Raw genomic sequence first — 25,187 nt, forward strand, 5'->3', positions numbered from 1 at the left:
TGATCGGATAGCGACAATACCAGCGCACCGCCCACAGGATCACATCACCCTGGAAATGGCGCCACTTGAAATCCGTCATCGTTCCGTCCGTCCAATCTCCGCCAAGCATGCTCAAGCTTCACGATTTTTGCAACAGAGCCCCAGCTACAACTGGCGAGCTACATCTTCTTCTTATGAGCCTTGGGGGGCACCTTCGTAGCGGCCCTCTAGGCTTACCTTGGATGGCGACGGCAGGGTTGCTCCCTCCCCCGCTGCTGTTCTCAGGCAGCATCGGAAACGCACGGAGATCATCGGTCATTCGCTGCCGGATTGAGATCGCCGCTCGGCATAGCGGATGACGAACGCCTCCCAGACGCGTAGCCATTCGGTGTCGGTCCGTGGCTGCTTGATCCCCGGAAAGCCTGCCCGGAACGCTGTCGCCATATCATCGACCGACCAGGGTTTGCCTTTTTCGAGGCCAATCGCTCTAAAGGCTGCCTCTCGTGTTCCGTAGCTCATCGAACCTGCAGGGAAAGCCTGCTTGGGCTCGTCCTTGCCGACCTGAGCTTTCGCTCTTGGCGCGCTGACCGATGATCTCGGTGCCGTTTGATCCGGCTGAGCACCGATGAGCCGCAAGTGTGACCCCACGAGCTTGCGCTCCAGCGGCGCCGGGGACGGGTGAAGCACGACCTTGCGTCCCGAGAGATCGACATTTGCGTTCGGATAGACAGCCGACACGAGCTGCATTGTCTCTCGAACCGTCTGACGAAAGCGCTTGCTGTCGGCATCGTTGCCGAGGTGCTTGGCAAGCTGATCCCAGGATATGACCTGACCCTTGCCTGTGATCCGCGGTAGCCGATATGCCAAATAGGTATAGAGATCGAGCGCCGTAGGGGTGCCCTTCAACTCGCGGATGGCGACTTCGTTGAGCGGTACCGCATGATCCACCAAATGGCTATAGAACGCTTCGGACATCCGGATCTCGCGGGCAAAAGCACCGTTCGCGCCCAAGCTTCCGGCATATTCGTTGGAGATCTTGACGTCTCGGACGGCGAAGGCGTTATCGCCGGCATCCGTCCCGTCCCACCGGATCTGCCACTCGCAAGCGAGCAGACGGTCGACCTGCTCGCGCATGAGGTTGGCCGTGCCGCGCGGTCCGTAGGACACGGTCTGATACCCGAGCCGGCGCATCCACTCGGTGAAGTTGCGGCCCAGATAAACATCACGCGAGCGCTTCGTGACGGCCTGGGAAAGCAAATAAATCAGCGCGACTCGCGGATAGGCTCCGTACGGAACTCCCAAGCTACGGAAGACGGGCTTTCCGTCCACCGTCTGAAGAATAGGCTTGGGATTGATGGCGAGAGCATACCTGCCGTCTTCGCGTAAGATCGGCTGGGTGTCGTCCTTCGGCCGTTTTGTGGGTAGGCTCATGGCGCAGAGCGCGGAATGGAGGAAAGCCGGAACCGGTTCTTCGTCATGAACGCGTAGGAAGGCGTCCATCGTAAGTTGGGTGCCAGCGGCCTGGGCGACCCGGCGAACCCGGTCCTCGCCGCCGTCGAGCATGGCCAGAGCGTATTGATGCCCTATCGGTTTATGGCTGTCACCGCTCATGCCTTTGCCCTTCCCCGACTCACGGGCTCTGATTGGCTCCTTTCAACAGCTTCGGACGGCTTTGGCAAGCATGTTGGCAGTTTCAGCGCCGGCAGCAGGGCGAAACCTCCAAATTTACCGATGATGTCGGTGCGGTTTGCCCCCTCCCCTTTTCAAAATTGAAAAACGATTCGCCCAATCGGATTTCTATAGGGATTCGAGTCTTTAGGTATGGGCTCCGAGATCATCGGTCGGGTCGGAACCGAGATCATCGCTTTCCGGCACCGAGTTCATCGGCTCGCACCGACATCATCGGCGGTTATCCACAGCCCTGATCCCCACAACGGCCTGAGCGCTCGGGAACGCACTGGCCGCGGAAAACCGCACCGAGATCATCGGTCGCTGCCGCAAGTCAGGAGCCGGCGAACTCTCGAAGCCCCAGAACGGCTCGGAGATCATCGGTGAAGTTGCAAGGTTGGTGGACAATTCTTGCTCCAAACTGCCAACGACGGTAGAGATTGGCTTCAATCTCACAAAGTGGCGGCCATGGCGAGCGAACAAACCTTAGAAGCACCTCAGGACGAACTGCTGGATGACGGTCTCGGCCTATTGCACCGGCGCGCGCTCACGATCCTGAAACGGATCCGGGACAACGCAATTGATCCAGAGACTGGCGCGAAGAAGGGGCCGTCCTTCCCCATCTCGAAGGCGGCGGCGCTGGTTAGCCGCACGGCTTCTGCAATCCGCGAGGCCGAACGGGACGGCCGCCTGCCGGCGCGGGGGCGGACAGCGTCCGGTCACCGGGTGCAATATTCACTCGAGGAACTCGACCATATGCGCGAGGTGTTCGGTACGCGGCCGTGGCGCTCGCCTGAGGACGTGCCGGCCATCATTTCCGTGTCGAACTTCAAGGGAGGTGTGGGCAAGTCGACGATTGCACTTCACCTAGCGCAGCATTTCGCCATTCGTGGCTATCGCGTGCTGTTCATCGACTGCGACAGCCAGGCAAGCTCGACGATGATGTTCGGGTATCGACCTGATATCGACCTGTCAGAAGAAGACACGCTTTACGGGCACTTCCACAACCCCGAGCTGCTCGGGGTTCGTAAGATCATCCGCAAGACGCATTTCTTCGGACTAGATTTGATCCCTGCCAACCTCAAGCTCTACAATCTCGAATACGAGATCGCGGGCTATCTGGCGCAGAACCAGAGCTTCGACATCATCGACATGATCGCGCAAGCGATCGATGACGTGGTCGACGACTATGACGTCGTTATCATGGATCCACCGCCAGCCCTCGGCATGGTCTCCATGGCTGTCCTCCAGGCGGCGAACGCGATGGTGATACCGGTTCCGCCGAGCGTGATTGACTTTGCGTCAACCGTTTCCTTCATCGACATGGCGCGCACTACCATGCGGCAGCTGGAAAAGCTCGCGGGGAGGGTGAAGCCGGCATACAATTTCATCCGCCTCGTCGGAAGTAGGGTGGACGAAAGCAAATCGATGCAAAGCGAAATCCTGACCATGATGCGTCAGGTTTTTGGAGGTTCGATGATCAGTTCGGTGCTGCGTACGAGCGCCGAAATCGACAACGCAAGCTCTCGCATGAAGACCGTTTTCGAACTGGATCGACCGGTCACTTCCCACGAGGTCCACAACCGCTGTGTGAAGTACCTGAACGAGGTCTGCCTCGACATCGAGAAGGATGTCCTGCGCACCTGGCAGAGCCGGGCAGGGGAGGTGGCGTGACATGAATTGCCACGTGGCAACAACTCGAAACACGTCAGTATATGAATATGTTACGTCTGGCGCGGCGAGGCACACGCAGTGGATCACCCGCGACGATGAACGCCGGTTGCCACGTGGCAACGCAACCCTCGCCAAGCGGCTTTCAGGCCAAGTTGCCACGTGGCAATCGCGGCAGGGTGGAACAATTTCAAGTGGGATAAGCGATGATGTCCAAGGGTAACAGAGGCTTCGGCAGCAGTCTTACTGAGGGTCTCGACGAGGCAACCGACGTCGACACCGCTGCGCCGGCCGAAGGCATTATGGCGAGCCGCAGCCAAGCCTTGGCCCGCATCGCATCGGGCAAGGTGGTGACAGACCGTACCGAGTGGGTCGATCCTGCGAGGTGCCGGCCGTGGCGACTTCATAATCGCGATCTCGACCATCTCAATGAAGAGACCTGTCGCGATCTCATTGACGCTTTTCTCTCGGCGAAGAAGCAGCGCATTCCGGCAATCGTCAGGAGGCTGCAAGGCGATCCCGACTTCGATTTTGAAATCATCGCCGGGGTGCGGCGCTGGTGGACGGTCAAGTGGCTTCGTGAGCATCACCATCCTGAATATGACTACCTCATCACGATCCAGTCGGTTTCCGACGAGGAAGCATTCCGGGTCTCGGACATCGAGAATCGTTCCCGCAAAGACATCTCCGATTGGGAGCGGGCGAAGGAATATTCACGTGCCCTGGCGGAGTTCTACAATGGCTCGCAGGCCGAAATGGCAGAGCACCTCAAAATATCTCGCTCGTGGCTCAGCCGGCTGCTCGACGTGGCGCGCCTGCCGCAGTCCATCGTAGCCGCCTTCAGCGATCCTCACGATATCACCGTGCGGATTGCCCGCGACGTTAAGCCGCTCTCAGTTGACGCGAAGATGTTGCCGTTGATGGAGGCAGAGGCGCGGCTGATCGAGAGCGAGCGAGCCGATCTCGGAGCCAAACTGCCGGGCGCCGAGGTCGCCAAACGGCTCGTGCGCGCGACTGTCGCCCCAAAGCAAAAGGGTGGCGCGGAAGTGGAGCTTAAGGCGAGGAACGGGAAGGCGATGTTGCGCTATACGCGGGGCAGCCGCGGCGGCCTGTCCTTGAAGGTACTGCCACGCTCGGGTGCTTCGACCGACGAGGTTCTGGAATCGATCCGCAGCCTGCTTGAACCTTGAGCAAAACCGGCGGACTGCGACTCCGGAAGCGCTAGCCAATGCGACCGGAGTGGAGGTCAGCGGCTCGCAAGAAGCGCGTCTATGCGCTCCATCTCCTGGTCGAAGGCGACAAACGCCTCGGCCAGGTCCCGGCGTGGGGGCAGGGGAGGGGGCTCCTTTGGAGGTCGGCCGCGTTTGGGCGCCACAAAGCCAAAGTCGACAGCTAGATCTGCGGCAACGAAGATGCGCCAGGAACGCCGCCGCGTAATCTCGACGAGAAGCTTGGCCGAGGCGGCTCGTGCTAGGAGCTTGCTCGCGCCAGCAAGAGTCAAGCCGAGCGCGCCAGCCACCGATTGCGGCGAAAGCACCGGATGATGGCAGCTTAGCGCAGCAAGGGCGGGAAGCATGCCTGGCCGATACTCGGCCATAATCTTGCGCTGCGCATCCCGATAAAGCCTTTCGAGTCGATCGAGGCGATCAAGCCCGGCAATGGCGGCCGCTTCAACCGAGCGAACGGCCGCTTGCCAGTCATGGTCCGCTGGCATGCGTTTGAGGCGCAGCGCCTTGGCCCCTCCCGCGAGGCAAGGCAGCGGCGTCGTCGTCAGATCGTAATCGCGCAGCGCGAAGGCCAGGCCTAGCCATGGCTCGATGGTCGCGTCGATGCGGGCATGCTGGCGAACACGCTCGAGGGCCCGGACGAGGGCTGGGTGCTCCGTGACAAAATGCGGTTCCGTTACAGCTACCGGCAGTTTGTCACGCCAGGCGAGCCGATCAGGCTCGCGCAGCGCCTGCGCCCACGCCGGGAAGCCGTCGAATACATCCACGTTGGTCGCGCGCCGCGGCCGTTCTGGAATATGGATGCCGCAGCCCCAGGAAAATACGTCGATTTCGTCGATCTCCGCCGCCTGCAGGTGGAGCGCCCGCGCATAGCCCGACCAAGCAGCTCGGCGCGCCCAGGCGGATGCGGCTGAACTGACGCAAATGCGGGCATCGAGGCGCGAAATTGCCGCTGTACACGACGCTACGCTTGCAACCATCCGCGGGCTGTAAGTGGGGCCGAAGCGGGCCGGCGAGGAAGGTGCGGGCATAGCCAACAGTAAACCGAACAGGCATCTAAGTAAATCGTGCCGAGATACACAGTGGTGATAATAGGTCGTTATCAACACTGGTGGGCTGCGGACCGATCGTGTAAGACGCCGCAGCAATATCAAGGCGCCAGAAGGAAACCCGTGAATTTCGATGATGATCCGATCCGCAAGGCGATGCGGGACCTGAACGGCACGTCCGATATCATCCGCGCCGCAACGCAGGCGGGAAGGAACGCCGATGTCCTCGCTAGGGCGCTGAAAGGGCAGCGACGCCTTGACGAGATGCTTAAGCTTCGACCGACGATCTTCGAAGAGATGGCGGCGAATCACAAGCGCATCACAGACATGCTCGAGCGCCGTCCCAACATCATCGAGGAGATGGCCCGCCGACAAAGCGAGTTCGATAAGTTCGTTTCGAGCGGCGGCTATGCGCAAGCGACCGGTCGCCTTTCCGCCTTCCAAGAGGCGCTCGCGAGCGTCGAGCGGCTCGACAAGCTCCTGCCGAAGGCTGACGTTTATCAGCGCATGCTGGGTGCGCGCCCGCTGATCCCCGATACGGTGGCCGATGCTCTGGCGCGTGGTGGCGCGCTTGCGCCCATGCTCGAACGGCTCGGCACCGCGGCCGCGCTGGACCGATCGATTGTAGAGCAGCTTGCCGGTGTCGAGGAGTTCATTGCTGGCACGAATGCCGCGCGCCTTTCCCGCGCCGCGCTTTCGTCGAACTTCCCGGACCTCGTGCCTGAGCTGCGCTTTCCCACCGCGGCCGAGATCGCCGCAGTGGACCTTGCCGGAGTTGCGGGGGTGGGTGATCCGGCAGGGGAGTGGGCGCGTGCGACCGCCGCGCAGATGGCGGGCATTGAAACCCCCTGGGTGCGCGATGATCAGCCCGAGCTTTCAATCGAGGGTTATGCCGCTTTCAAGGGCATGACCGAGATTGTGGCGCGCACCAGTCCTGCCGCCCCTCGAGCCACCCAGCTGGTGCGCGCCGAGCTTGGCGACTATCGGCGCGAGGATCAGGGCGACGAAGCGGTCGACGACGCGATGCTGGCCTCAGGCCTGCGCATCGCGCGGGGCTTCGACATGCGCTTGGCCAGCCTGCCGATGGCGCTCGTGGGCAATATATTCGTGCCCTTTGGCATGGTTCCGGAAGCACCACCCGAAGCCGACCCCGATGAGCTCGATGCGGTCATCTCCTTGATGTTCCGCCAGCTCGAGCGCCGGCTGCGGGCCTTCATCGATCGGTCGATGAAGGCCGGGGTAGGGGAGAAATGGATCCGCCAGCGCGTCCACAAGAATATCCGCGAGGAATGGGAAAGACGGCGCCAGGCCGATGTGGACGCGCAGCGCGCACCTGGAGAGCTATTCGACTATGCCGATTTCGGTGACTATCGCGGCATCATCGAACGTGGCGAGAATTGGCGCGACGTGTTCCAACCGTTCTTCAAGGTGAAAACGTCAATCGGCGAGACGCTCGGCCGCCTCAGCGTCATTCGCAATCCAGTCGCGCACGTGCGGCCTTTGACCGTCGAGGATCTGCTCGTGCTGCGTGTCGAGGGCAACCGCCTGTACCGCTGGATGGGTGAGCCCGTGCCATGATCGATAGCGCAATCCTGGCACCCCAGGGCGAGACCGATCGCCATGGCAGTCTGGCGGTTGTCGCGGACGTCCGCGAGCTGGTGGGTCCAAGAGCACCGATCGACGAGGCGCTCGTTGCCGCCGCCGTTCGAGGATGGTCTGCGAACACGCGCCGCGCCTTCCGTTCGGACCTGACTCTCTGGGGCAAATGGTGCCGTCAGAACCGGATCGCGGCCGATCGCGCCGATGCCGCGCTCGTGGCGTCCTGGATCCGCGCTCTCGCCGGCATCGACGACAGCAGCGAGACTCAGCGGGCGATGGCGACGATCGAGCGCTACATCGTCAATGTCGGTTGGGCTTACCGCATGGCTGGTCTTCCCGATCCAACGTCCATGCCGCTCGTTCGGCTTGAGAAGAAAGCGGCGCGCAAGGCTCTCGGCGTCAAGCAGCGACAGGCCCGAGCCATTCGCTTCAAAGGCGAAATATCGGACCTGGACAGCCCGGCCGTGGGGGTCTGTCTCGCTCATCTCGTCAGAGCGTGCCGGCGCGACGAACTGGGCCTTCGCGATGAGGCATTCCTGCGCGTCGCCTACGACACCGGGGCGCGGCGGTCTGAGCTCGTGGCGATCGATGTCGACCATGTCGAAGGGCCAGATACCGAGGGGGCGGGCATTCTCTTCATACCTTCGTCGAAAACCGACCAGGTGGGGGAGGGGGCCTACGCCTATCTTGCGCCCAAGACGATGGCGGCGATACGCCGCTGGCGCGACAAGGCCGATGTTCGAAAAGGCCCCCTATTCCGGCGGGTCGAAACCCATTTTGACGGGTCTGTAGCTGCTATAGGCCGAAACCGTCTCCATCCCAACAGCGTCACCTTGATTTACCGGCGGCTGATACGAGCGGCCTGGGAACGCAAGCTTCTGGGTGCGATGTCTGAAGCCGAGCTTGAGCGCTGGGTGGCCGCGGTTTCGTCGCACTCGATCCGTGTAGGCGTGGCCCAGGACAATTTCGCGGCCGGGGAAGGCTTGCCCGCGATCATGCAGGCTTACCGCTGGCGCGACCCGAAGACGGTCATGCGCTATGGTGCGCGTCTCGCGGCCAAGAGCGGCGCCAGCGCTAGACTGGCCAAACGTTTCGCTGATTGAGCGAGCTGATCGACCCAGCCGAACGACGTTCTGGTCGTGGTTGCGCTCTCGTCAGGCAGCCTTGAGCCAGCTTACATCTTTTGCATCGTCGCTCGGGCCAGCCGTGAGGCCGCCGGTCATTTGATGCCCGGCGGTCTCAACCGGCTCGGGTCAACCCGTGGCAGGCAGGCGAACCTCGAAGGTGCTCCCTTCGCCCACCGCGCTTCTGGCCAGCACGATCGAACCGTCATGAAGCTCCACCAGCTGTCGAACCAGCGCGAGGCCGATGCCGAGACCGTCTTGCGTTGCACGCGCGCCACCTTCGATCTGCTCGAAGATCTCGAAAATTCGGCTCTGCTGCTCGGCCGGTATGCCAACGCCGTTGTCGGTGACCTGCAAGAGCGCCGAGGACCCGTCCCGGCCGACACTGAGATCGATCCTTCCGCCCGGCGGGGTATATTTCACGGCATTGCCTACGAGGTTGTTGATGATCTGGGTGATCCGGGCCGGGTCCGCATCGAGCCAGATGGGCTCCGGCGTCACGTCGAGATGGAGCGCGTGCTCTGCCTCCTCGAGGGCGGGCCGAACCGCCTCCATTGCAAAGCCGAGAACCTCCTGAAGATGCAAGCGCTCCTTTCTCAAGGATATCTTGCCCTGATCGATCCGCGCGATGTCGAGGAGATCTTCGACCAACCGGGTCACATGCTTGAGACTGCGGCGCATGCCGCTGCGGATTTCGCGCGCCAGCTCGGTTCCTTCGCGCTTTTCGAGGAGCTCGAGTCCACCGCTCAGCGCCATGATCGGATTGCGGAGCTCGTGACCAAGCACGGCGAGGAAGCGGTTCTTCTGCCGGTCGGCTTCCTGAAGCGCTTTCGTGAGGCCTGCGAGTTCGTCCCTTTGTGCGATGATCTGCCGCCGCTGACCGTAGAGATCGAAGAAGACATTGGCCTTGGAGCGCAGCACGTCGGCTTCGATCGGCTTCTGGATGAAGTCTACGGCGCCCGCTTCATAGCCGCGGAAGCGCCGGGTGACGTCGGCGCTGCCTGCGGTAACGAAGATGATCGGGATATGACGCGAACGCTCGTTGGCGCGCATGATTTCGGCGAGTTCGAACCCGTCCATGCCGGGCACGCGAGCGGTGTCCGCCGTTCACGCGCTCAGTTTGCGGACGTCGATTTGTTTGGACGCAGCTTCAATGCTGATCTCGAAATGATCGGTCTGGACGACATCGATGATTCCAGCCGGCCGATATCCAACGACGTTCGTGCCGCCCCGATGGCGCAAGCTGTCATAGGCAATGCCGGCTGAGGCCGACGCGCGAATTGTCTCGCCGAATGCCTGTGCTCCGGCATAGCTGTTCGGGAGATAGGCATCGGGATAGGCTGACTGCTGGCCGCAGATATCTAGGTAATTGCCGACCAGCGTGGCGCTGTAGGAGCGATAGGTCCGTGCCATGGCCTCTACCGAGCGCGCCACCGTTTCACGCCGCAGATGATGTCCGACCTCGGCCGCAGCCGTGACGATCGAGGCCGACGCGTACCAAGCGCCAAGATCGGGACCATTGAACCGCATGCCGCCGGGCGCGACATGGAGAAAGGATGCCATGATGATGCTCGCGTTGGGACGGCCATAAACCCACTGATCGCGAGGCAGGCGATCGATCCGTTCGGCCACCAGGCGGTCGTTCGTCCAACCGGCAAGCTCCATTACGGCAGCCGCGTCGGCGGCTGTCGCCACCGTGTCGAACAGGCCGATGGGGGGAAAGCGCGACGGCACAAGTCGATACGCCGGCCGAGGCGCGGGCCTGTAGTCGGTCACCCGAAGACGATTTCGCTGTCGCTGTAGGGAGCGAAGCCTTCGTCGGCGGCGTTCGGAGCCATGTAGATGCCGCCGCGCGCACTATCGAGGAAACGGCGCACGGTCATCAGCCCGTCCTGGGTGCCGCTCGTCAGCAGATCAATCGGCGGATGGCCGCCGAACACCGGAGCGTCGTGAGGCTGGCGCAGCCAGTCGATGCCTTCATGCTCGTCGGCGAACAGCACGCCCAGCGCCTGATGAATGCCGAACAGTGCCGAGATCCGGGTAAGCACGTCGACATCGAGGGTGATGGTCCCATGTTCGCGCGCCTGCTTGCACCAGCTATGATAGGTCGATCGGGAGGGATAGCCGAGCACCAACCGGCGCTGTTCCTCGTTAAGCCCCCACAGGTCGGCAATCGCGACGAAGGTCCGCATGGCAGGTGCGCTCAGGCGGCGTCGATTGGCCGGCGCGAAGCGGGACAGGTCCAGGCGCGGCGGAAGTTCCGCCGTCTGGCCGCCGCCTTCAATCGCGTTCCTCGCCATTTGCGCCTCCTGAACGGATTTGGATATAGTCCAAATCTGGACAGTTCGCAATTGCGCGAGTGCTTGTCGCGAATGGCTGGGGGGAGGGGCGACGGCACGAGCAACCAACGCCCGTGCCGCTCCATCCATCGATCCAGCATGTCGGGCGACACGCGCAGTCGACACAATACCAGAACAGCGCTGAACGGCATCGAGACCGCTAAGCGGGACAGGTTTCCGCCGCCATAATAGCGCCCGTTGCCGATGGCGATCTGAAGGGTGCGAACCCTGACGGTCTGTCCATCGTGCGAGACGGTCGCCCGGAACGGACGGACCGCGCGCAGCGCCCGGAGCGCCGCAATGATGTAGCTCCACCGGCCAAAGCGGCGTTTCGCCTCGCGAGTCAGCGCCTGCGCCAGGTCGGCGCTGAGCCCGATGCTGGCCACGTTGAAGAAGAGGTGTCCGTTTGCTTCACCCAGGTCGATCTTCGATGTGCGCCCTATGGTGGGCAGCGACACGCATTGCTCCAGCGTGCAACCGCCAAGGCCCAAGGTCCGCGCGAGATCGTTCGCGGTGCCGGCCGGCAGCAGGGCGAGCGGCAGGCCCGTTGCGAGCAGGCCTCGCGCGGCCGCATTCATCGTTCCGTCGCCGCCTGCGACCATCACGAAATCCGCGGCGTCGCCCTGCTGGGCGATCCAGGGGCTGACCTCCTCGGATGTCCTGCTGTCGAGCCGAGTGACCGTGCAGCCCTGGTCGGCGAGCAACCGGTGCGCTGCCTCGCCCATCGCTGCGCCCGACCGGCTCAGAGCATTGATCACGAGCAGTGCGCGCGTTGGACGAGACGCCAAGACCATTCCTTTCCAAATGAGCGGCGCTTGCATGCGGACGAGGCAAGGGCAGAAAAAAGACGCCGGCGGGAAGGCAGGGGGGACGTCCCCGCCGGCAAGGTTGTTCAGGCCGGGTGCGCGGCCTGGTCCCTCGTCTTCCATAGCGACCAGCCGATGCCGGCCGCCAGGATCGCGAAGGTGACCGAAAGCGAAGCCACGGGCGGGATCTTCGCCAGCCCCAGAGCGTCGGCGACGAAGATCTTGGAGCCAATGAACACAAGCAGGATCGCCAGCGCGTACTTGAGATAGTGGAACCGGTCCACCATCGCGGCCAGGGCGAAATAGAGCGCCCTGAGGCCGAGTATGGCGAAGATGTTCGATGTGTAGACGATGAACGGATCGGTCGTGATGGCGAAGATCGCCGGCACGCTGTCGACGGCAAAGACCACGTCGACGATTTCGACCATGAGCAGGGCCAGCATGAGCGGGGTCATGAACCAGGCCTGCTTGCCGGTGGCGGGGTCTGCCTGCTTCACCCAGAAATGCTCACCATGCAGGCGGTCGGTCACGCGGAAATGCCGGCGCACGAACTTGAGCACGGGATTGGCCGCGACGTCATATTCCTTGTCGGCGAAGAGCCACATCTTGACGCCGGTGAAGATCAGGAAGGCCGCGAAGACATATAGCACCCAGCTGAACTGCTCGACCAGCGTTGCTCCGACGCCGATCATGATCGCGCGCAGGACGATGACGCCAAGGATGCCCCAGAACAGCACGCGATGCTGGTAGAGGCGCGGTACGGCGAAATAGGTGAAGATCATGGCGATGACGAAGACGTTGTCCATCGCCAGGCTTTTCTCGACAACGAAGCCGGTCAGATAGTTCATGCCCGCGGTTGCGCCCATGTACCACCAGACCCAGCCGCCGAAGGCGAGGCCGAGCAGGATGTAGGCCGCGGACGTCACCAGGCTTTCGGTGACGCCGATTTCCTTCGACTTGCGGTGCACGATGCCGAGATCGACCGCGAGCATGACGATGACGATTCCCAGGAAGCTCAGCCAGAGCCACAGCGGCTTGCCGAGCCAATCAACAAACAGGAAATCCATGTGTCTCTCCTTTCGCGGCCGGCAAGCGGCCGCGTTTGTCCCTCCGACATCGCAGACGGTCAGTCTGCCAGCGGGGCCCGGCGGGAAGAGTGACGGCGGCCGCGCGGGGCGGCGCGCCGCCGATCAGTCGAAGAGCTCTTCGAGAAAGCTCTTTCGGCGCTTCTGATAAGGCGGGTGGTAACCGCTTTGATGGGGCGGACCGCTCCAGCCGGGCGACGTCTGGGCAGCCGCGGCTGGTGGGGCGGGCGGGGCCGCACTGCGCTCGATGATCTTGTCGAGCTCGCCGCGGTCGAGCCACACGCCCCGGCAGGAGGGGCAATAGTCGATTTCGATGCCTGAGCGCTCCGACATCTGGAGCTCGGTTCTGCACGAAGGGCAAAGCATGATCAGTTCTCCTGGCGCTGGCCGAAGAAGGTCAGCAGCAGCTGGAAAAGGTTGACGAGATTGAGGTAGAGCGAGAGCGCGCTCATCACGGCGAGCTTCTCGGCGGCTTGCGTGCCGCCATAAGCCAGATAGTCCGACTTGGCGCGCTGGGTGTCGAACGCGGTGAGCGCGGTGAACACGATCACCCCGACGATGCTGAGCACGAGCTGCAAGACGCTCGAGGCGAGGAAGAGGTTGACCAGGCTCGCGATGACGACGCCGACCAGACCCATCAGCAGGAAAGTCGACCATTTCGAAAGGTCGCGGCCGGTCGTGTAGCCCCATAAGCTCATCGCGAGGAACATCGAGGCGGCGATGAAGAAGGTCGTCGCGATGCTCTGCCCGGTAAAGACCAGGAAGATGCTCGCCATGGAGATGCCCATGACCGCGGCGAACGCAAAGAACGCCGTTCGGGCCCCAGCCGTGCTCATGCGCTCGATGCGGAAGGAGAAGAAGAGGACAAAGGCCAGCGGCGCGAACATCGCCGCCCATTTGAGCGGCGTATTGAAGATCGGCTCATAGATCGCCGGGCTCGAGGCGACGCCGAGTGCGACCGCGCCGGTGATGGCGAGGCCGAGGCCCATGTTGCGGTAGATGCCCAGCATGTGCCGGCGCAGGCCGGCGTCAAAGGTTGCCGTCGCCGCGCTCGCGGCATGCGCGTTCGCAGATGGGTAGGATCTGTAACGCTCCATCGTCACACTCTCCTCGGTGTTCGCGCGAGGGCAGCGAGCCGGTCCTTCAGGGCCAGCTTGAGCTTCTTCAGGCGCATGATTTCGAAGGGGTTGGGGACCGTATGGCGCTGCTCGGCGCGAAGCGCTTCATCGATCCGCTTGTGCATCTCGTGCAGACGGAAGGCACGCCAGTTCATTGTATATCTCCTCTAGTCACAAACCATGGGTTCGATCGGAGAGCTGACGGCATTTCGGCGATGATAGGGCCCGCTTGCATGCCATCGGAACGTCCGATGTGGTCCGACATCGCACGACAGGACTTCTCGCCGCTGCCGTGCCAGAGGGGCCCGGGCCACGTCATGTAATTAGCGAAGGAGCGGTGTTCTCGCCAATCGATCTCTCCCCTCTCGGTGATAGGATTAGCCTATCGGCTTACGCGCCTACGATTGTCAGCGCCTCGCATCGGACGCATTCCGCGATACGGGCATAGGCGTCGGCAAAGGCGGCGCCGTGCCGCCAGGCCGCGGCGATGCTGCGGGTCGGTTGCCAGTTCTTGACCTCCAGCACTTTGACTCCGGCGCTGCCGCCTACTTCCGAGCGGATATAGAGATCGGGAAGTATGGTGAGCGCGAGGCCCGTCGCCGCCATCTGCCGCAGGCTATCGAGGCTAGTGCCCTCGTAATCGCGCAGCAGCTCCATTCCGAGTTCCATGCAGAAGCCAGCGACCTGCCGATGGAGATGGTGCGCTGAATGAAGGCTCAACACCTGCGCGCCCTTGAGGTCGCTTTTGCGAAGGACCGGCCGCTGCGCAAGGGGGTGGTCCGGCGCGGCCACAAGCCGGAGCCGTTCGCGAAAAAGCGGCTCGACTATCGCCCCTTCGCCGGCGATCGGCAGCGGACCGAGCAGCATGTCGAGCTGACCGCGCGCCAGCTCGAGCGCCTGTTCATCCGGAATGCCCTCGCGGATATAGAGCCGCAAGCCCGGCTGTTGGCGGTGCAGCGCCAGGATCACGTTCGACATAAGATAGGGCCCTAAGGTGGGCGTGACGCCGAAGCGGATCGTGCCGGCGTTGCCTTCCTGCGCGCGCCTGGCGAGCTCGCGCATGTCTTCCACGGCCACCAGCACGCCGCGCGCGCGTTCGGCAAGCTCGCGGCCGATGGGCGTTAGTTCGACACTGCCCTGATTGCGTTCGACAAGAACGGTTCCGAGGCGCTGCTCGAGCGCGCGCAGCTGCTGGCTGAGCGAGGGCTGAGAGACGTGACTGGCCTGCGCGGCTCGACCGAAGTGGCGCAGGTCCGCGAGGGCGACGAGATATTCGAGCTGGCGGAGTGTCGGCATGACAGGACGATAGAGCGAAACTATCGCGTGGCTCAATCCTCATTGGCGCTGTCTCTTCTCGTCAGCTAGGTCCCCGCTTCCAGTTCCACTGGAACTTCCCGGGCTGCTTCGCCGCGCGACACGGTGAGCTTGACGACATTGCCGACCTTGCGGTCGTCGAGCTTCGCCAAAAGCGCGCCGAGGCTGTCGACATCTTCTCCGTCGATCGCGGTTATGCGGTCTCCCGGCACGATCCCGCCCGGTGTCGCCGTGATGCCGACAAGGCCTGCGCGGGCCGCGGGCGATCCGGGGCGAACGCTTAGGACATAAACCCCTTCCCGTCCGGTGATCGCTTGCAGGCGTTCGTTCACCTGCTCGTCCGCTTCGACGCCGAGAGCCGGCCGAACATAGCGGCCGCTTTTGATAAGTTGCGGGACAACGCGCATGACGGTGGCGACCGGGACCGCGAAACCGATGCCTGCCGATGCGCCTGACGGGCTGAAGATCGCCGTGTTGATCCCGATCAGGCGTCCGCTCGAGTCGAGCAGCGGGCCGCCCGAGTTGCCGGGGTTGATGGCGGCGTCGGTCTGAATGAGATGTTCGATGCTGGGTCCGCCGCGCTCGCTTGGCAGCGATCGGTCGAGCGCAGAAATTATGCCGGTGGTGAGCGTCCAGTCGAGCCCGAACGGATTGCCGATGGCAAAGACCTTCTGTCCGACCTTCAGATCCTCGCTGGTACCGATGGGAACGGGTGCCGGGCGGCGCAGCGCAACGCCGATCTTGAGCAGCGCAAGATCGTGGCTCGGGCTGGCGCCGACCAGCGAGGCGCGGAACTTGCGACCGTCGGCAAGTTGGACCGTCGCCTCCGAGGCGCCCTGGATCACGTGGAAGTTGGTGACGACGTGCCCGGCGCCGTCCCAAATTAAGCCGGACCCTGTGCCGCGCGGGACGGAGAATACATTGCGCGACCAGGCGTCCTCCACCAGCTGGGATGTCGAGATATAGACGACCGATCCGCGGGCCTTTTCGAACAGGGCTATGGTCGCCTTTTCATCGCCGGCAAGGTCGCCCCGCGCCGTTACAAGCCGGGATGCGGGATCCGCTGGAGCCATCGGCTGCAGGACGCGCCACAACAGGATCAGTGCGGCGGCGCAGGCAGTGACGAGAAGACAGCGGCCGATAAAGCCGAGTTTCGCTGTTTCAGGGCTCATTCCTGAAGACATGTTGCGCCTCGGGGAATTGCGTCAAGTATCTCAGATCCCGATTGTTGCAGGCGAGCTGCCGCGAGGCTCGCGACTTGCGGATGGTGGCGGGGTGAATGGCATGCTCCTGCTATGAGCGAACGTTCCGCGCCGCTCGGACGATCGACGTCCATGATACGCTTGATCGTCGTAACGTCTGTGCCCTGACCTTGACCCCATGGTGAAGCAGCGTTCGCTATCGGCCCACTGCCGCGTACTTGTGAAATCGTGAGGTGTTGGTCAGAGGATCTGCGACGTAGATCTCGGCTTCGAAGACAGAGAAAGGACGATCATGATCGGCAAGATTCTGGGTGCGATTGCGGGCGAACGAGCGGCCAAGCACGTGCGGGGGCTCGGGGGCCCCGGCGGAGCGCTCCTTGGCGCTGGCGCAGCCGCGCTGATACGGCGTCTGGGGCCGCTCGGCCTCGTTGCGGTCGCTGTCGGCGGATATGCGCTGAAGCGGCACCTCGACGCCAAGAACGCCGAACAGCCGGGGGCAGATGGGCAGGACAACGAGATGCCTGCCAATAAAGCCAGTCAGCCCGGTCAAGCGTAAGCTCTATATCGCGCCTCTGGCGGCCCAGAGATCAGGCGCAGCCAGTGACTCCTGTTCCCGGTCCGCGAGAGCGATAACTTTCGTAAAAGCCTCATGCTGCGACAGCCAGACCTTGCCTGAGAGGCCGTCGAGCAGATGCGAGCGCTCGAGCGCGTCCATGACCGGGCCTTTGACTTCCGACAGGTGCAGGCAAACACCGGCGTCGGCAAGACGCCGATTGATCATCTCGAGGCTCTCGAGTGCGGAGGCATCGATGGCGTTGACCGCCGAGCACATCAAGATGAGGTGCCTCACGTCACGTTTTTCGGCGATTTGTTCGAGAATGGCCCCTGTGCATTATTTGGGCACAGATTCACGGTAGCGGCTTGGTGAGCAAGGGCATGAAGCCGTCGGCATCGAGCTTGAGGTTCTCCGCCCAGACATAGTCGCCCGTCAGATTTATGTGGTCCCAACCCAAAGGGGAAAGCTGCGCCAAAATGGCAGGATCGACGGAGGCACCCCTTCGCTGCAATTCGCCAATGGCGCGGCCGAGATAGCGGCAGTTGAACAGGATTATCGCGGCGGACGTGAGATTGAGAGCCGCTGCCCGGATTTGTTGGTTCTCAAGGCCTCGATCCCGGAAGCGTCCGAGACGGTGGAAGGCGATCGCCCGCGCCAGACTGTTGCGCGCCTCGCCTTTGTTCAGTTCAGCGGTCACCATCCGGCGCAGTTCCGGTTCTTCGAACCAACGTAATGTGAATAGGGTCCGCTCGATCCTACCGACCTCACGTAGGGCTGCGGCAAGGCTGTTCTGCTGGCGGTAGGCAGAAAGCTTCTTCAGGATCAGCGAAGGCGTGACGGTGCGATCACGCATGGCGCCGATGATTTGGGCGATCTCAGGCCAGTGGCTTACAATGAGGTCGCGGTTGAGTTTTCTGCCGAAAAGCGGGCTCAGCCGGCCGTAACGGTTGGCAGGCTCGAACGCGTAGAGGCGGCGATCGGACAGGCGGGGAATACGCGGCTCAAAATCGAGGCCAAGCAGATGCATGACCGCGAAAACGATGTCGGAGACGCCGCCACCGTCCGTGTGCAGAGCGGTGAGATTAGCATTGCTGTCGTGGCCGAGGATACCATCAAGGGCATGGATGGCTTCGCCTGCCGTGCCAGCGATGACAGTGTGGTGAAGCGGGGCATAACGGTCTGTGATCGTCGTGTAGATCTTCACCACCGGGTCGCGGCCGTAATGCGCGTTGACCGTTCCACCCGCCTCGCCGGCACCACCGAGATAAAAGGCCTGCCCATCGGCAGAAGCACGGTGGCCGGGGCCGAACCAGGCGGCAATCGGTTCAGCATGGATGGCGTCGGTCAAACAAGCAAGAGCAGCGCGGAAGGTTTCCTCGCGCATATGCCAAGTCTGCATGCGCAGAAGTGCCCGCCGTGATGCTGCCCCGCAGACTTCTGCCATTCGTGACATGCCAAGGTTGGTCGCTTCCGCGATCAGCGTGGCAAGAAAGGCCCGCTCGTCAGTCGGGGGAAGCCCGGTCGAGACATGACCGAAGTGCTGGGTGAAGCCCGTCCAGCGCGCGACCTGCGATAGAACATCGGTGATCCGTGTAGCCGGCAGCATACGATAGCAGGTCCGCGCGAATTTCTGCCCTGCATCGTCCTCGCTGTCGTCCCTTGTGTCCTTGGGGAAGCGCAGCCGATCTCCGACGAACAAAGCGCCGTCGCCACTATTCAGGCTGCTTGCTACCTTGGACAAGGACTGGTCGAGCTTCTCGGCGCGCTCATCAAGCCAGGCATGTGGGTCACCAAGGGTAAACGCCGCTTGCCGTTGCACGCCTGCCGGCGCCAGCAGGGTATCAAGCGAGCGGTGCAGCCGGGAGGTCGGAACCCAGATATCGCCAGCTGCAAGTGCATTGGCCAGTGCGCTGTAGGTCGCCATCTCCCAATGGGTCCGGTCTATCCCGCCTGCGACGATGACGTGCCGGCGCCAGCGCCGTTCGACATGGTCAAGCGGTGGAAGGTCCGGAAAGGGTTTGCGCCAATCACCATCGAGGTCCGACAAAACCGCCATCGCCTCGCGCAGCGCCATTGTGCTGGCGGGGCCCCGAAAATCAAAGGCCCGCAGGAATGCCGGTCCGGACCGTTTGAAAGCACGATATTCGGCCGCGATTTCGTCGAGGACGTCGTCCCGATGCGGGGTGGCCGTGCGCCGGATGATCACAGCATCGGCCTCAATTACGTCGAAGGAAGCAATGCCTTGGACCGCCGCGCTGATATCCTCGCCATTCCGCGCCGTCCGGGTGATTGCCTCGAGGACCTTGGCGACCCTGACCATCCGCTCGCGGCCCTCGCTTCCGGAGATGGCCACGCGCTGCTCAAGACGTTTTCGCGCCCGCAGATGGGCGCGTCCAACCAGCGATCCGAATATGCCGATGGCGGCATCTGTCAATGTGGCTTCCAACTCGCTCAGCGTGGCGAGAAGAATGACATGCCGACGGGCTGGCCGCATCTGCTGGAAGGCTTGGGCTGTATAGCGCACCCCCTCGCGGGCGAACTGGGCCATGCGCGGCTCATGCGCTGGATCGAGTGCTCGCGGCAATCCGCATGACGAGCGGATCAGGCCAACCTTTTCGACAATTTCGGTAAGGGATGCCGGCGCAACGCGAGGTTGGGGTTCGCGAAGCCAGGAGAAGCGGCTTTGCCGGTCGTGCACTTTGTCATCGACCAATTCATCGAGACGCCGGCGTGCATCAGCATCAAGGCTACCGGCAATTTCGGCGATCAGTTTCGTTTCGGCGCGGTGCATCGCTTCGGCGGCCATTCGCTCCACCACACTGACACCAGGAATGACGATAAGGCGACGACGCATTTCATCCAGGAGCCGGTCGAGCAATATCCGCCCGTCGGTAGTGCCTTTCGCTTCTTTGATCAGCCATGCCATGATTTCCGCACGAAGCGGTTTGCCAAGGTCACGAAATCCAAATCGAGCCTTGATCCCGGCAAGCTGATCGTAACGGGTAGGATTGCGGCGAGCGAAGTGGGCAATGATGTCCGGCTCCACGCCTACCTGCTCGGCGATGTGGTCGAGCATGACCGCCGGTAACAGCTCATTTTGACGCAAGTGCCGTCCTGGGTAGCGAAGGCAGCTCAGTTGCAGAGCATATCCGAGCCGGGTCGCCGGCGTGCGTGCGGTCTCGATGGCCGCCAGGTCAGCGGCATCGAAATTGCAATGCTGCATTACCATCGCTTCATTATCGGGGAGGGCCAACAGGGCGGCGCGTTGCCGCCCGGTCATAGGAATGCGTCCAGGCACCTTTTTCCTCCAAAAACCTCTTGCCTTACGTCCCCTTAATGAAAGAGGATTGTGAAAGGCAAAAGCCTGCGGAGAACCGTTGGCGTTTCGCCCCCTCCGGATACGACCGTTTGCGAATGAGGTCAAAATGCTGATCGGCTATGCTCGCATCTCAAAAGGCGATGATCAGAGCACGGCCTTGCAACTGCGCGCTCTGAAGGAAGCTGGGTGCGAGCGCGTGTTCGAAGAGGCGGCCAGTGGCGGCCGCTGGGATCGGCCTGAATTGCAGCGAATGCTCGACCAGCTGCGCGAGGGGGATGTTGTTGTCGTCTGGAAGCTGGACCGCCTGTCGCGGTCACTAAAGGATCTGCTGCATCTGCTCGACCGGATAGAGACGACAGACGCGGGCTTTCGGTCACTGACCGAAAATATCGACACCACGACGCCGGCGGGACGGATGATGATGCAAATGGTCGGCAGCTTCGCCGAGTTCGAACGCGCTATGATCCGCGAGCGGACCAAGGCAGGTCTCGATCAGGCGCGATCCGAGGGTCGCGTTGGTGGCCGCCGACCAAAGCTCAATGCCAAGCAACGGGCCGAGATCGCCGAGAGTGTGACTTCGGGCCGTAAGTCCGCTGCTGAAATGGCACGCATCTTCGGCGTCAGCCAGCCCACGGTGTCGCGGATCGTCGCCGAGCGGCGCGCTTTCCTTGAAGGGACTGTATGAAAGTCGGCCACGATCTCTCGCGCATCATCAAATTCGCAACCCACGAAGACTGGGGCGAGGCCCTGCACGATGCGCTCTCCGATCACGTCGGTGCCGCAATGGAGGAGTTCAACCTCGAATTCGATGAAATCGGCGACATTGTCAGCGAACACTATGCCGGGGTGCTGTTTGGCTGCGCGCTCGAAGACCTTATGACGCGCCGGTTCGAACCCGACGGCGAAAATCTGGTCGATGAGTATCTGAAGCGGCGTGGATGGAATGAAGCGGCGCGCACAAAGGCTTATCTGCGCACCCTTCGGGATTCAGCAATGAGTTTGTACGAAGTCAGCGACGTGACGCCGGGCGAGGGATTCTTCGTCCGCGATCTGGTTCGCGGTGGTGAGCCCATTCGCATCAGGGAAAAGTCTGGATCGCGCACGCTGCGGCAATGGGACCGGATCGCTGTCAGGGTCGTGCCCGAACGCAATGGCCATGTGCTGTCCGGCGTCATCCTGCCATTCACTCCCGAGGCTGCAGAAACGCTGATCGAGGGTTTGAGGATCGCGAGCGGAAAGCGCCGAAAATCGACCAAAATCGATATCGAAGTCGATACACTTGCCAGCATCGCGCACCTGTTCACGACGGCATGGCTGTTCGATATCCTGCCCAAAGCATTGGGGCTTCAAACCCCCATTGTACAGAATACCGATGGCGATGAGCTGGTGTTCCACAATGTGCGGTTTCCGTTCAAACGCGGGACTTCTGCTGAAACCGTCGCTGCGCTGCTTGACGTGCACCCCGAACTGCACCGCGCCAACGATCAGTTTTGGAACTGGTTGAAGCCGTCAACAGACACGATACCGCGTGCAAAAGGCCCCGGAAAGCTTGCCTTCGGAACAAGCACAGACGATGGCCGGACCGTGTTTGGCAGCATCGAAATCAAGGGGAAGTCTGTCGTTCTTTCGGTCAACTCGGCCAATCGGGCAAAGATCGGAACAGCGGCGCTATCCGAATTGCTGGGCGCCGCTGTAGGCAAGCCATTGACCGAAATCGAAACTATCGAACAAGCAATGCGCGACCATCACAGTCCGCCTTCACCGGAACTCGATATTCCGCCAGAAGCGGCTGAGGAGCTGATCCACAAGATGATGGACCGGCACTACCGCGAAACGCTTGATCAGCCTGTCGGAATGCTCGGTGATCTCACGCCGCGCGAGGCAGCAACGACCGCCGGCGGGCGCAAGAAGATCGTAGAGTGGCTCAAATTTATCGAAAATCGGTCGGCTAATCACCCCGATGAAGCGGATCCTATGGCAACCTACGATTTTTCCTGGATCTGGCGGGAACTCGGGGTCGAAAAGCTCAGGAAATAGGGGCTTTGAGACAGTGCGACCTACTACCGTATATCTGTGTCCCAATAATGCACTGAGGCCAGGAGGCGCAAATTGAACGACTTCGCACAAGCACGGCTCGATATGTTCGCGAGCGGTTTATTCGGCCAAGGCAATGCTTTCTGGCGCTGGATCGCCACGGACGAGGCGCGCCCCTATCTGGCCGCTTTCGCTGCCGATCGTGCGCCTCCCAGCGAACGCGAGTTTTTCGCGGTCGATGTTGCCGCAGAGGATCTACTTGATTCCGATCACCTGGCCGAGCTGGCCCAGCAGATCGAGGCGACGCACGGCTAGCGCCATACGCGCCAGGGTTAGCCGCGAGCCGCTTTGCGCTGTTGCTCCGCTACGTCGCGGATCATGGCTGCCCAGCATCCCAAAATCATGCCCTCTTCATTATCGACTTCGCTTGTCGCGACCGCATAGATGCCGAGCAAGTTTGCGACCTCTCCCATCTCGACAATGCCTTGGCGCGCAAGCAGCGTGGCAAACATCGAGAGTGCTCCCCCCATTGCCCGGACCAGCGGCGCATCTTGTAGCAGATGGTCAAATTCGTGGGGCGGGTTACTGGACATAGATTGTTCCAATCAAATAAAGCGACTGCCTTTCAGGACTTATCGTCGGAAGTGGTATCCGCTGCCAATAATTCGACAACCGATAATCTGAAAACATCGGCAAGGCTCTCCAAGGTAGCAAGCGTTGGATTGCCTTGTCCGCGAACCATGTATGAAATGTGCGACGCCGCAACGCCCGAGCGTTCGGACAACTCCCCTTGAGTTATGCCTAGCTTCTTTAGTTCGCGAGCGATGTTGGCCCCGACCTGGGTCATCAACGGCGATGTTCGTTTCAGGTATATGGTTGGCATCGTGTTCGCGTCCTTCTGGCTAGGCGCAGAATGTCGGCACGGGCAGCATGGCGCAATAGGGTTGCTCAAGCAGCTATTTGCGCCATGGCTTTCGCGCCTAGCGCAGATGGTATAGATTGTGCGCCATATTTGGACGAGCGAGGTTCAAACCCTGCATGGACGGTCAGGACGACGCGATGAAATCGGCCATGGAGCTGTTCGCAGCTCGGCTTGCAAAGCGCGATGTAGAGAGGCCGATCACCGACCATCGGACCGTCGAGCGGTTGATCGCGATGCTGGAACCGCATGAGCAACAGGTTGTCCGCTTGCGGATCGGGCTTGGCCCCTCTCCCGCGCTCACTCTTGCCGCGACTGCAAAGATCGTCGGTGTGTCGCCAAGCCGCATCGGCCAAATCGAGGACAAGGCATTCCGAAGGATCAGATGGGTCTGCAACAACATAGACATTCACGATCGTTCGGCGCTGGATGCTTTGATCGCGCGCAGGCGTGATGAAGCGGCTGAGGCCGAGCGGATCAGGAAACGCGATGCCTTGCAAAAGGCGCTAGATCAGGAGCGGAAGCGCAAAGCCAAGCAAGACCGGGACGAGGTCAGGCGAGCGAAGGCGCGCGATTCCGCTTGGAACCGCAAACTACGCGTGGCGCAGGCTGAGCTTGATCGGATGAGATCCGACGCTCAGTTTTTTGCCGAACAGATCGCTCAAATCGAGCAGCGCGCTAATTGGCTGAGGGCAATTTTGCCGCGCGACCGCCAATTGGCGGCGCTGCGCGAACAGGCCGATGAAATCCGCGATGCGATCGCGAGCGCAGAAGCCAGCATATCCAACATGCTGGCCTCGCCCCCGGATGGTCCCCAGCTAGGCAAGGAAGCTTCAACAAACGATGGCCACTGATATTGAGCCGTCCCCCGCCTTCGCGCCGCAGATCGGCCGCGTTTATTTGCGCGTCAGCACCGATGCACAGGACTTACGCCGACAGGATGCCATCGTAGCCGAGGCGAAGGCAGCGGGCTATTATGTCGCGGCAGTCTATCGGGAGAAGGCATCGGGTGCCCGTGCCGACCGCCCCGAGTTGCTGCGCATGATTGCCGATCTTCAACCCGGTGAAGTGGTGATTGCCGAGAAGATTGACCGGATTAGTCGTCTTCCCTTGGCCGAGGCCGAGCAGCTGGTTGAGACAATTCGTGCGCGAGGCGCGCGACTTGCCATTCCCGGCGTCGTGGACCTGTCCGACCTCGCGGCCGACGCCGAGGGCATCGCCCGCATCGTGCTCGAATCTGTTCAGGCGATGCTCTTGAAGATCGCCCTGCAGATGGCTCACGACGATTACACCGATCGCCGCGAGCGACAGCGCCAAGGTATCGCCTTGGCAAAGGCCGCAGGGCGCAGCGGAGGGCGCAAAGGCGATCGGGCAACGCACGCCCGCATTGTGGCATTGCGCGAAGCGGGCAAGAGCATTGCCAAAACGGCAGAGCTGGCCGATTGCGACCGCAGCACCGTCAAGCGGGTGTGGGCGGCCCATCGTGCCGCCCAGGTGCAGGAACCCAGCCCTCAGCGAAATCATCGTGAGCGGAACCGCTGATTGCCCTTTCTGTTCGGCTTCAAGCCGGTGGCAGCTGCCACCGGCAGTCCCCTGCCCGCGTCAACGGACGGCTCTGTTGCAAAGATTGGCGGCAGTCAGAGGTAGGCTGTCGCTCTGCGCCGATCAGGCGGCTGCTGCGAAATGGTGGTTGAGCATGCCCATGGCCTCCGTCAGCGCCGAGGGCCCAATGCCAAAAGCTCTCTCCACAAGGCGCACCTCGCCCCTGATGCCGGGCTGCAGGCACCAGGGGCGAGCCTGTCCTTTGCGCAGGGCTCGCATGACTTCGAATCCCTTGATCGTGGCATAGGCCGTGGGGATCGATTTGAAACCGCGCACCGGCTTGATCAGTATCTTGAGCTTTCCGTGATCGGCCTCGATCACGTTATTGAGATACTTCACCTGCCGGTGGGCCGTCTCCCGGTCCAGCTTTCCTTCGCGCTTCAATTCGGTGATCGCTGCACCATAGCTCGGCGCTTTGTCGGTATTGAGCGTGGCAGGCTTTTCCCAGTGCTTCAGGCCTCGCAGGGCCTTGCCCAGGAACCGCTTCGCTGCCTTGGCGCTGCGGGTCGGCGACAGGTAGAAATCGATCGTGTCGCCCCGCTTGTCGACTGCCCGGTACAGGTAGGTCCACTTGCCC

The 25,187-nt window shown here is 62.0% G+C and carries 27 protein-coding genes and 1 pseudogene; 9 read left to right on the plus strand and 19 right to left on the minus strand.

Annotation, left to right across the window (positions count from 1 at the left end):
- Together AC13EK_RS08005 and AC13EK_RS08010 are read right to left on the minus strand one after the other, a co-directional pair.
- Positions 1-79: pseudogene (locus tag AC13EK_RS08005) on the minus strand (IS6 family transposase); the annotation flags it as partial.
- 215 nt (positions 80-294) lie between these two features.
- Positions 295-1,590, minus strand: coding sequence for a replication protein RepA (locus AC13EK_RS08010; protein ID WP_069336927.1), 1,296 nt, complete (start codon positions 1,588-1,590; stop codon positions 295-297).
- 525 nt (positions 1,591-2,115) lie between these two features.
- Between AC13EK_RS08010 and AC13EK_RS08015 the strand changes: the two genes are divergently transcribed.
- Positions 2,116-3,321: an AAA family ATPase gene (locus AC13EK_RS08015; RefSeq protein ID WP_099232178.1), complete on the plus strand. Its 1,206-nt coding sequence runs from the start codon at positions 2,116-2,118 to the stop codon at positions 3,319-3,321.
- Between the two features lie 206 nt (positions 3,322-3,527).
- Positions 3,528-4,508 (plus strand): ParB/RepB/Spo0J family partition protein, encoded by a 981-nt coding sequence (locus AC13EK_RS08020; RefSeq protein WP_069336930.1) that lies wholly within the window; start codon positions 3,528-3,530, stop codon positions 4,506-4,508.
- A 56-nt stretch (positions 4,509-4,564) separates the two neighbouring features.
- Here the strand turns inward: AC13EK_RS08020 and AC13EK_RS08025 are convergent, their stop codons facing one another.
- Complete coding sequence (locus AC13EK_RS08025; RefSeq protein ID WP_069336929.1) at positions 4,565-5,524, minus strand: hypothetical protein; 960 nt, start codon at positions 5,522-5,524, stop codon at positions 4,565-4,567.
- A gap of 192 nt (positions 5,525-5,716) precedes the next feature.
- On the opposite strand from AC13EK_RS08025, the gene AC13EK_RS08030 reads away from it, so the two are divergent.
- Together AC13EK_RS08030 and AC13EK_RS08035 are read left to right on the plus strand one after the other, a co-directional pair.
- Entirely contained in the window at positions 5,717-7,171 is a 1,455-nt protein-coding gene (locus AC13EK_RS08030; protein ID WP_069336925.1) for a Swt1 family HEPN domain-containing protein, read from the plus strand.
- A complete protein-coding gene (locus AC13EK_RS08035) occupies positions 7,168-8,295 on the plus strand; it encodes a tyrosine-type recombinase/integrase (RefSeq protein ID WP_069336924.1) in 1,128 nt (375 codons plus the stop codon). The genes AC13EK_RS08030 and AC13EK_RS08035 overlap by 4 nt, the downstream gene beginning before the upstream one ends.
- Before the next feature lie 150 nt (positions 8,296-8,445).
- On the opposite strand, the gene AC13EK_RS08040 is transcribed toward AC13EK_RS08035, so the two are convergent.
- The 13 genes from AC13EK_RS08040 to AC13EK_RS08100 form a co-directional block, all read right to left on the minus strand.
- Entirely contained in the window at positions 8,446-9,396 is a 951-nt protein-coding gene (locus AC13EK_RS08040; protein WP_081331678.1) for a hybrid sensor histidine kinase/response regulator, read from the minus strand.
- Positions 9,397-9,423: 27 nt separating this feature from the next.
- Positions 9,424-10,092, minus strand: coding sequence for an RES family NAD+ phosphorylase (locus AC13EK_RS08045; protein ID WP_099232165.1), 669 nt, complete (start codon positions 10,090-10,092; stop codon positions 9,424-9,426).
- Positions 10,089-10,616: an MbcA/ParS/Xre antitoxin family protein gene (locus AC13EK_RS08050; RefSeq protein WP_069336918.1), complete on the minus strand. Its 528-nt coding sequence runs from the start codon at positions 10,614-10,616 to the stop codon at positions 10,089-10,091. The genes AC13EK_RS08045 and AC13EK_RS08050 overlap by 4 nt, the downstream gene beginning before the upstream one ends.
- The gene (locus AC13EK_RS08055) at positions 10,520-11,413 is read right to left on the minus strand and encodes a diacylglycerol kinase family protein (RefSeq protein ID WP_278985973.1); all 894 of its coding nucleotides are present in this window, start codon (positions 11,411-11,413) and stop codon (positions 10,520-10,522) included. Before AC13EK_RS08055 ends, AC13EK_RS08050 begins: the two co-directional genes overlap by 97 nt.
- A gap of 134 nt (positions 11,414-11,547) precedes the next feature.
- Complete coding sequence (locus AC13EK_RS08060) at positions 11,548-12,528, minus strand: TerC family protein (RefSeq protein ID WP_021224327.1); 981 nt, start codon at positions 12,526-12,528, stop codon at positions 11,548-11,550.
- A 123-nt stretch (positions 12,529-12,651) separates the two neighbouring features.
- Positions 12,652-12,912 carry a TFIIB-type zinc ribbon-containing protein gene (locus AC13EK_RS08065; protein ID WP_069336917.1) on the minus strand — a complete coding sequence of 87 codons (261 nt, stop codon included), beginning with the start codon at positions 12,910-12,912 and terminating at the stop codon, positions 12,652-12,654.
- Positions 12,913-12,914: 2 nt separating this feature from the next.
- Entirely contained in the window at positions 12,915-13,643 is a 729-nt protein-coding gene (locus AC13EK_RS08070; RefSeq protein ID WP_069336916.1) for a Bax inhibitor-1/YccA family protein, read from the minus strand.
- Positions 13,644-13,645: 2 nt separating this feature from the next.
- Complete coding sequence (locus tag AC13EK_RS08075; protein ID WP_021224324.1) at positions 13,646-13,819, minus strand: DUF465 domain-containing protein; 174 nt, start codon at positions 13,817-13,819, stop codon at positions 13,646-13,648.
- Positions 13,820-14,054: 235 nt separating this feature from the next.
- Positions 14,055-14,960 carry a LysR substrate-binding domain-containing protein gene (locus tag AC13EK_RS08080; RefSeq protein ID WP_069336915.1) on the minus strand — a complete coding sequence of 302 codons (906 nt, stop codon included), beginning with the start codon at positions 14,958-14,960 and terminating at the stop codon, positions 14,055-14,057.
- Between the two features lie 65 nt (positions 14,961-15,025).
- The gene (locus AC13EK_RS08085) at positions 15,026-16,150 is read right to left on the minus strand and encodes a S1C family serine protease (RefSeq protein ID WP_202968921.1); all 1,125 of its coding nucleotides are present in this window, start codon (positions 16,148-16,150) and stop codon (positions 15,026-15,028) included.
- Positions 16,151-16,376: 226 nt separating this feature from the next.
- Positions 16,377-16,730 carry a hypothetical protein gene (locus AC13EK_RS08090; protein WP_164522511.1) on the minus strand — a complete coding sequence of 118 codons (354 nt, stop codon included), beginning with the start codon at positions 16,728-16,730 and terminating at the stop codon, positions 16,377-16,379.
- A 9-nt stretch (positions 16,731-16,739) separates the two neighbouring features.
- Positions 16,740-17,060, minus strand: a complete 321-nt coding sequence (locus tag AC13EK_RS08095; protein ID WP_483022156.1) for a sodium-independent anion transporter — start codon at positions 17,058-17,060, stop codon at positions 16,740-16,742.
- Positions 17,061-17,088: 28 nt separating this feature from the next.
- On the minus strand, positions 17,089-20,016 hold the full coding sequence (locus AC13EK_RS08100; RefSeq protein ID WP_122129177.1) for a Tn3 family transposase: 2,928 nt from the start codon (positions 20,014-20,016) through the stop codon (positions 17,089-17,091).
- Positions 20,017-20,161: 145 nt separating this feature from the next.
- On the opposite strand from AC13EK_RS08100, the gene AC13EK_RS08105 reads away from it, so the two are divergent.
- From AC13EK_RS08105 to AC13EK_RS08115, 3 genes are all read left to right on the plus strand, one after another.
- Positions 20,162-20,740, plus strand: a complete 579-nt coding sequence (locus AC13EK_RS08105; RefSeq protein ID WP_122129176.1) for a recombinase family protein — start codon at positions 20,162-20,164, stop codon at positions 20,738-20,740.
- Complete coding sequence (locus AC13EK_RS08110; protein ID WP_122129175.1) at positions 20,737-22,092, plus strand: DUF7986 domain-containing protein; 1,356 nt, start codon at positions 20,737-20,739, stop codon at positions 22,090-22,092. Before AC13EK_RS08105 ends, AC13EK_RS08110 begins: the two co-directional genes overlap by 4 nt.
- Before the next feature lie 72 nt (positions 22,093-22,164).
- The gene (locus AC13EK_RS08115) at positions 22,165-22,404 is read left to right on the plus strand and encodes a hypothetical protein (protein ID WP_122129174.1); all 240 of its coding nucleotides are present in this window, start codon (positions 22,165-22,167) and stop codon (positions 22,402-22,404) included.
- 17 nt (positions 22,405-22,421) lie between these two features.
- Here AC13EK_RS08115 and AC13EK_RS08120 read toward each other — a convergent pair whose 3' ends face one another.
- Both AC13EK_RS08120 and AC13EK_RS08125 read right to left on the minus strand, forming a co-directional pair.
- On the minus strand, positions 22,422-22,682 hold the full coding sequence (locus tag AC13EK_RS08120) for a hypothetical protein (RefSeq protein ID WP_234831432.1): 261 nt from the start codon (positions 22,680-22,682) through the stop codon (positions 22,422-22,424).
- 32 nt (positions 22,683-22,714) lie between these two features.
- Positions 22,715-22,936 (minus strand): helix-turn-helix domain-containing protein, encoded by a 222-nt coding sequence (locus tag AC13EK_RS08125; RefSeq protein ID WP_483022155.1) that lies wholly within the window; start codon positions 22,934-22,936, stop codon positions 22,715-22,717.
- Between the two features lie 191 nt (positions 22,937-23,127).
- On the opposite strand from AC13EK_RS08125, the gene AC13EK_RS08130 reads away from it, so the two are divergent.
- Together AC13EK_RS08130 and AC13EK_RS08135 are read left to right on the plus strand one after the other, a co-directional pair.
- The gene (locus AC13EK_RS08130; protein ID WP_006953917.1) at positions 23,128-23,862 is read left to right on the plus strand and encodes a sigma factor-like helix-turn-helix DNA-binding protein; all 735 of its coding nucleotides are present in this window, start codon (positions 23,128-23,130) and stop codon (positions 23,860-23,862) included.
- Positions 23,852-24,550, plus strand: a complete 699-nt coding sequence (locus AC13EK_RS08135) for a recombinase family protein (protein ID WP_004213279.1) — start codon at positions 23,852-23,854, stop codon at positions 24,548-24,550. Before AC13EK_RS08130 ends, AC13EK_RS08135 begins: the two co-directional genes overlap by 11 nt.
- Positions 24,551-24,673: 123 nt before the next feature.
- Here the strand turns inward: AC13EK_RS08135 and AC13EK_RS08140 are convergent.
- Positions 24,674-25,187, minus strand: a 514-nt coding sequence (locus AC13EK_RS08140) for an IS6-like element IS6100 family transposase (protein WP_320339782.1), incomplete at its 5' end; no start/stop codon positions are given.

This window comes from Sphingobium sp. L-44 (assembly GCF_056859495.1).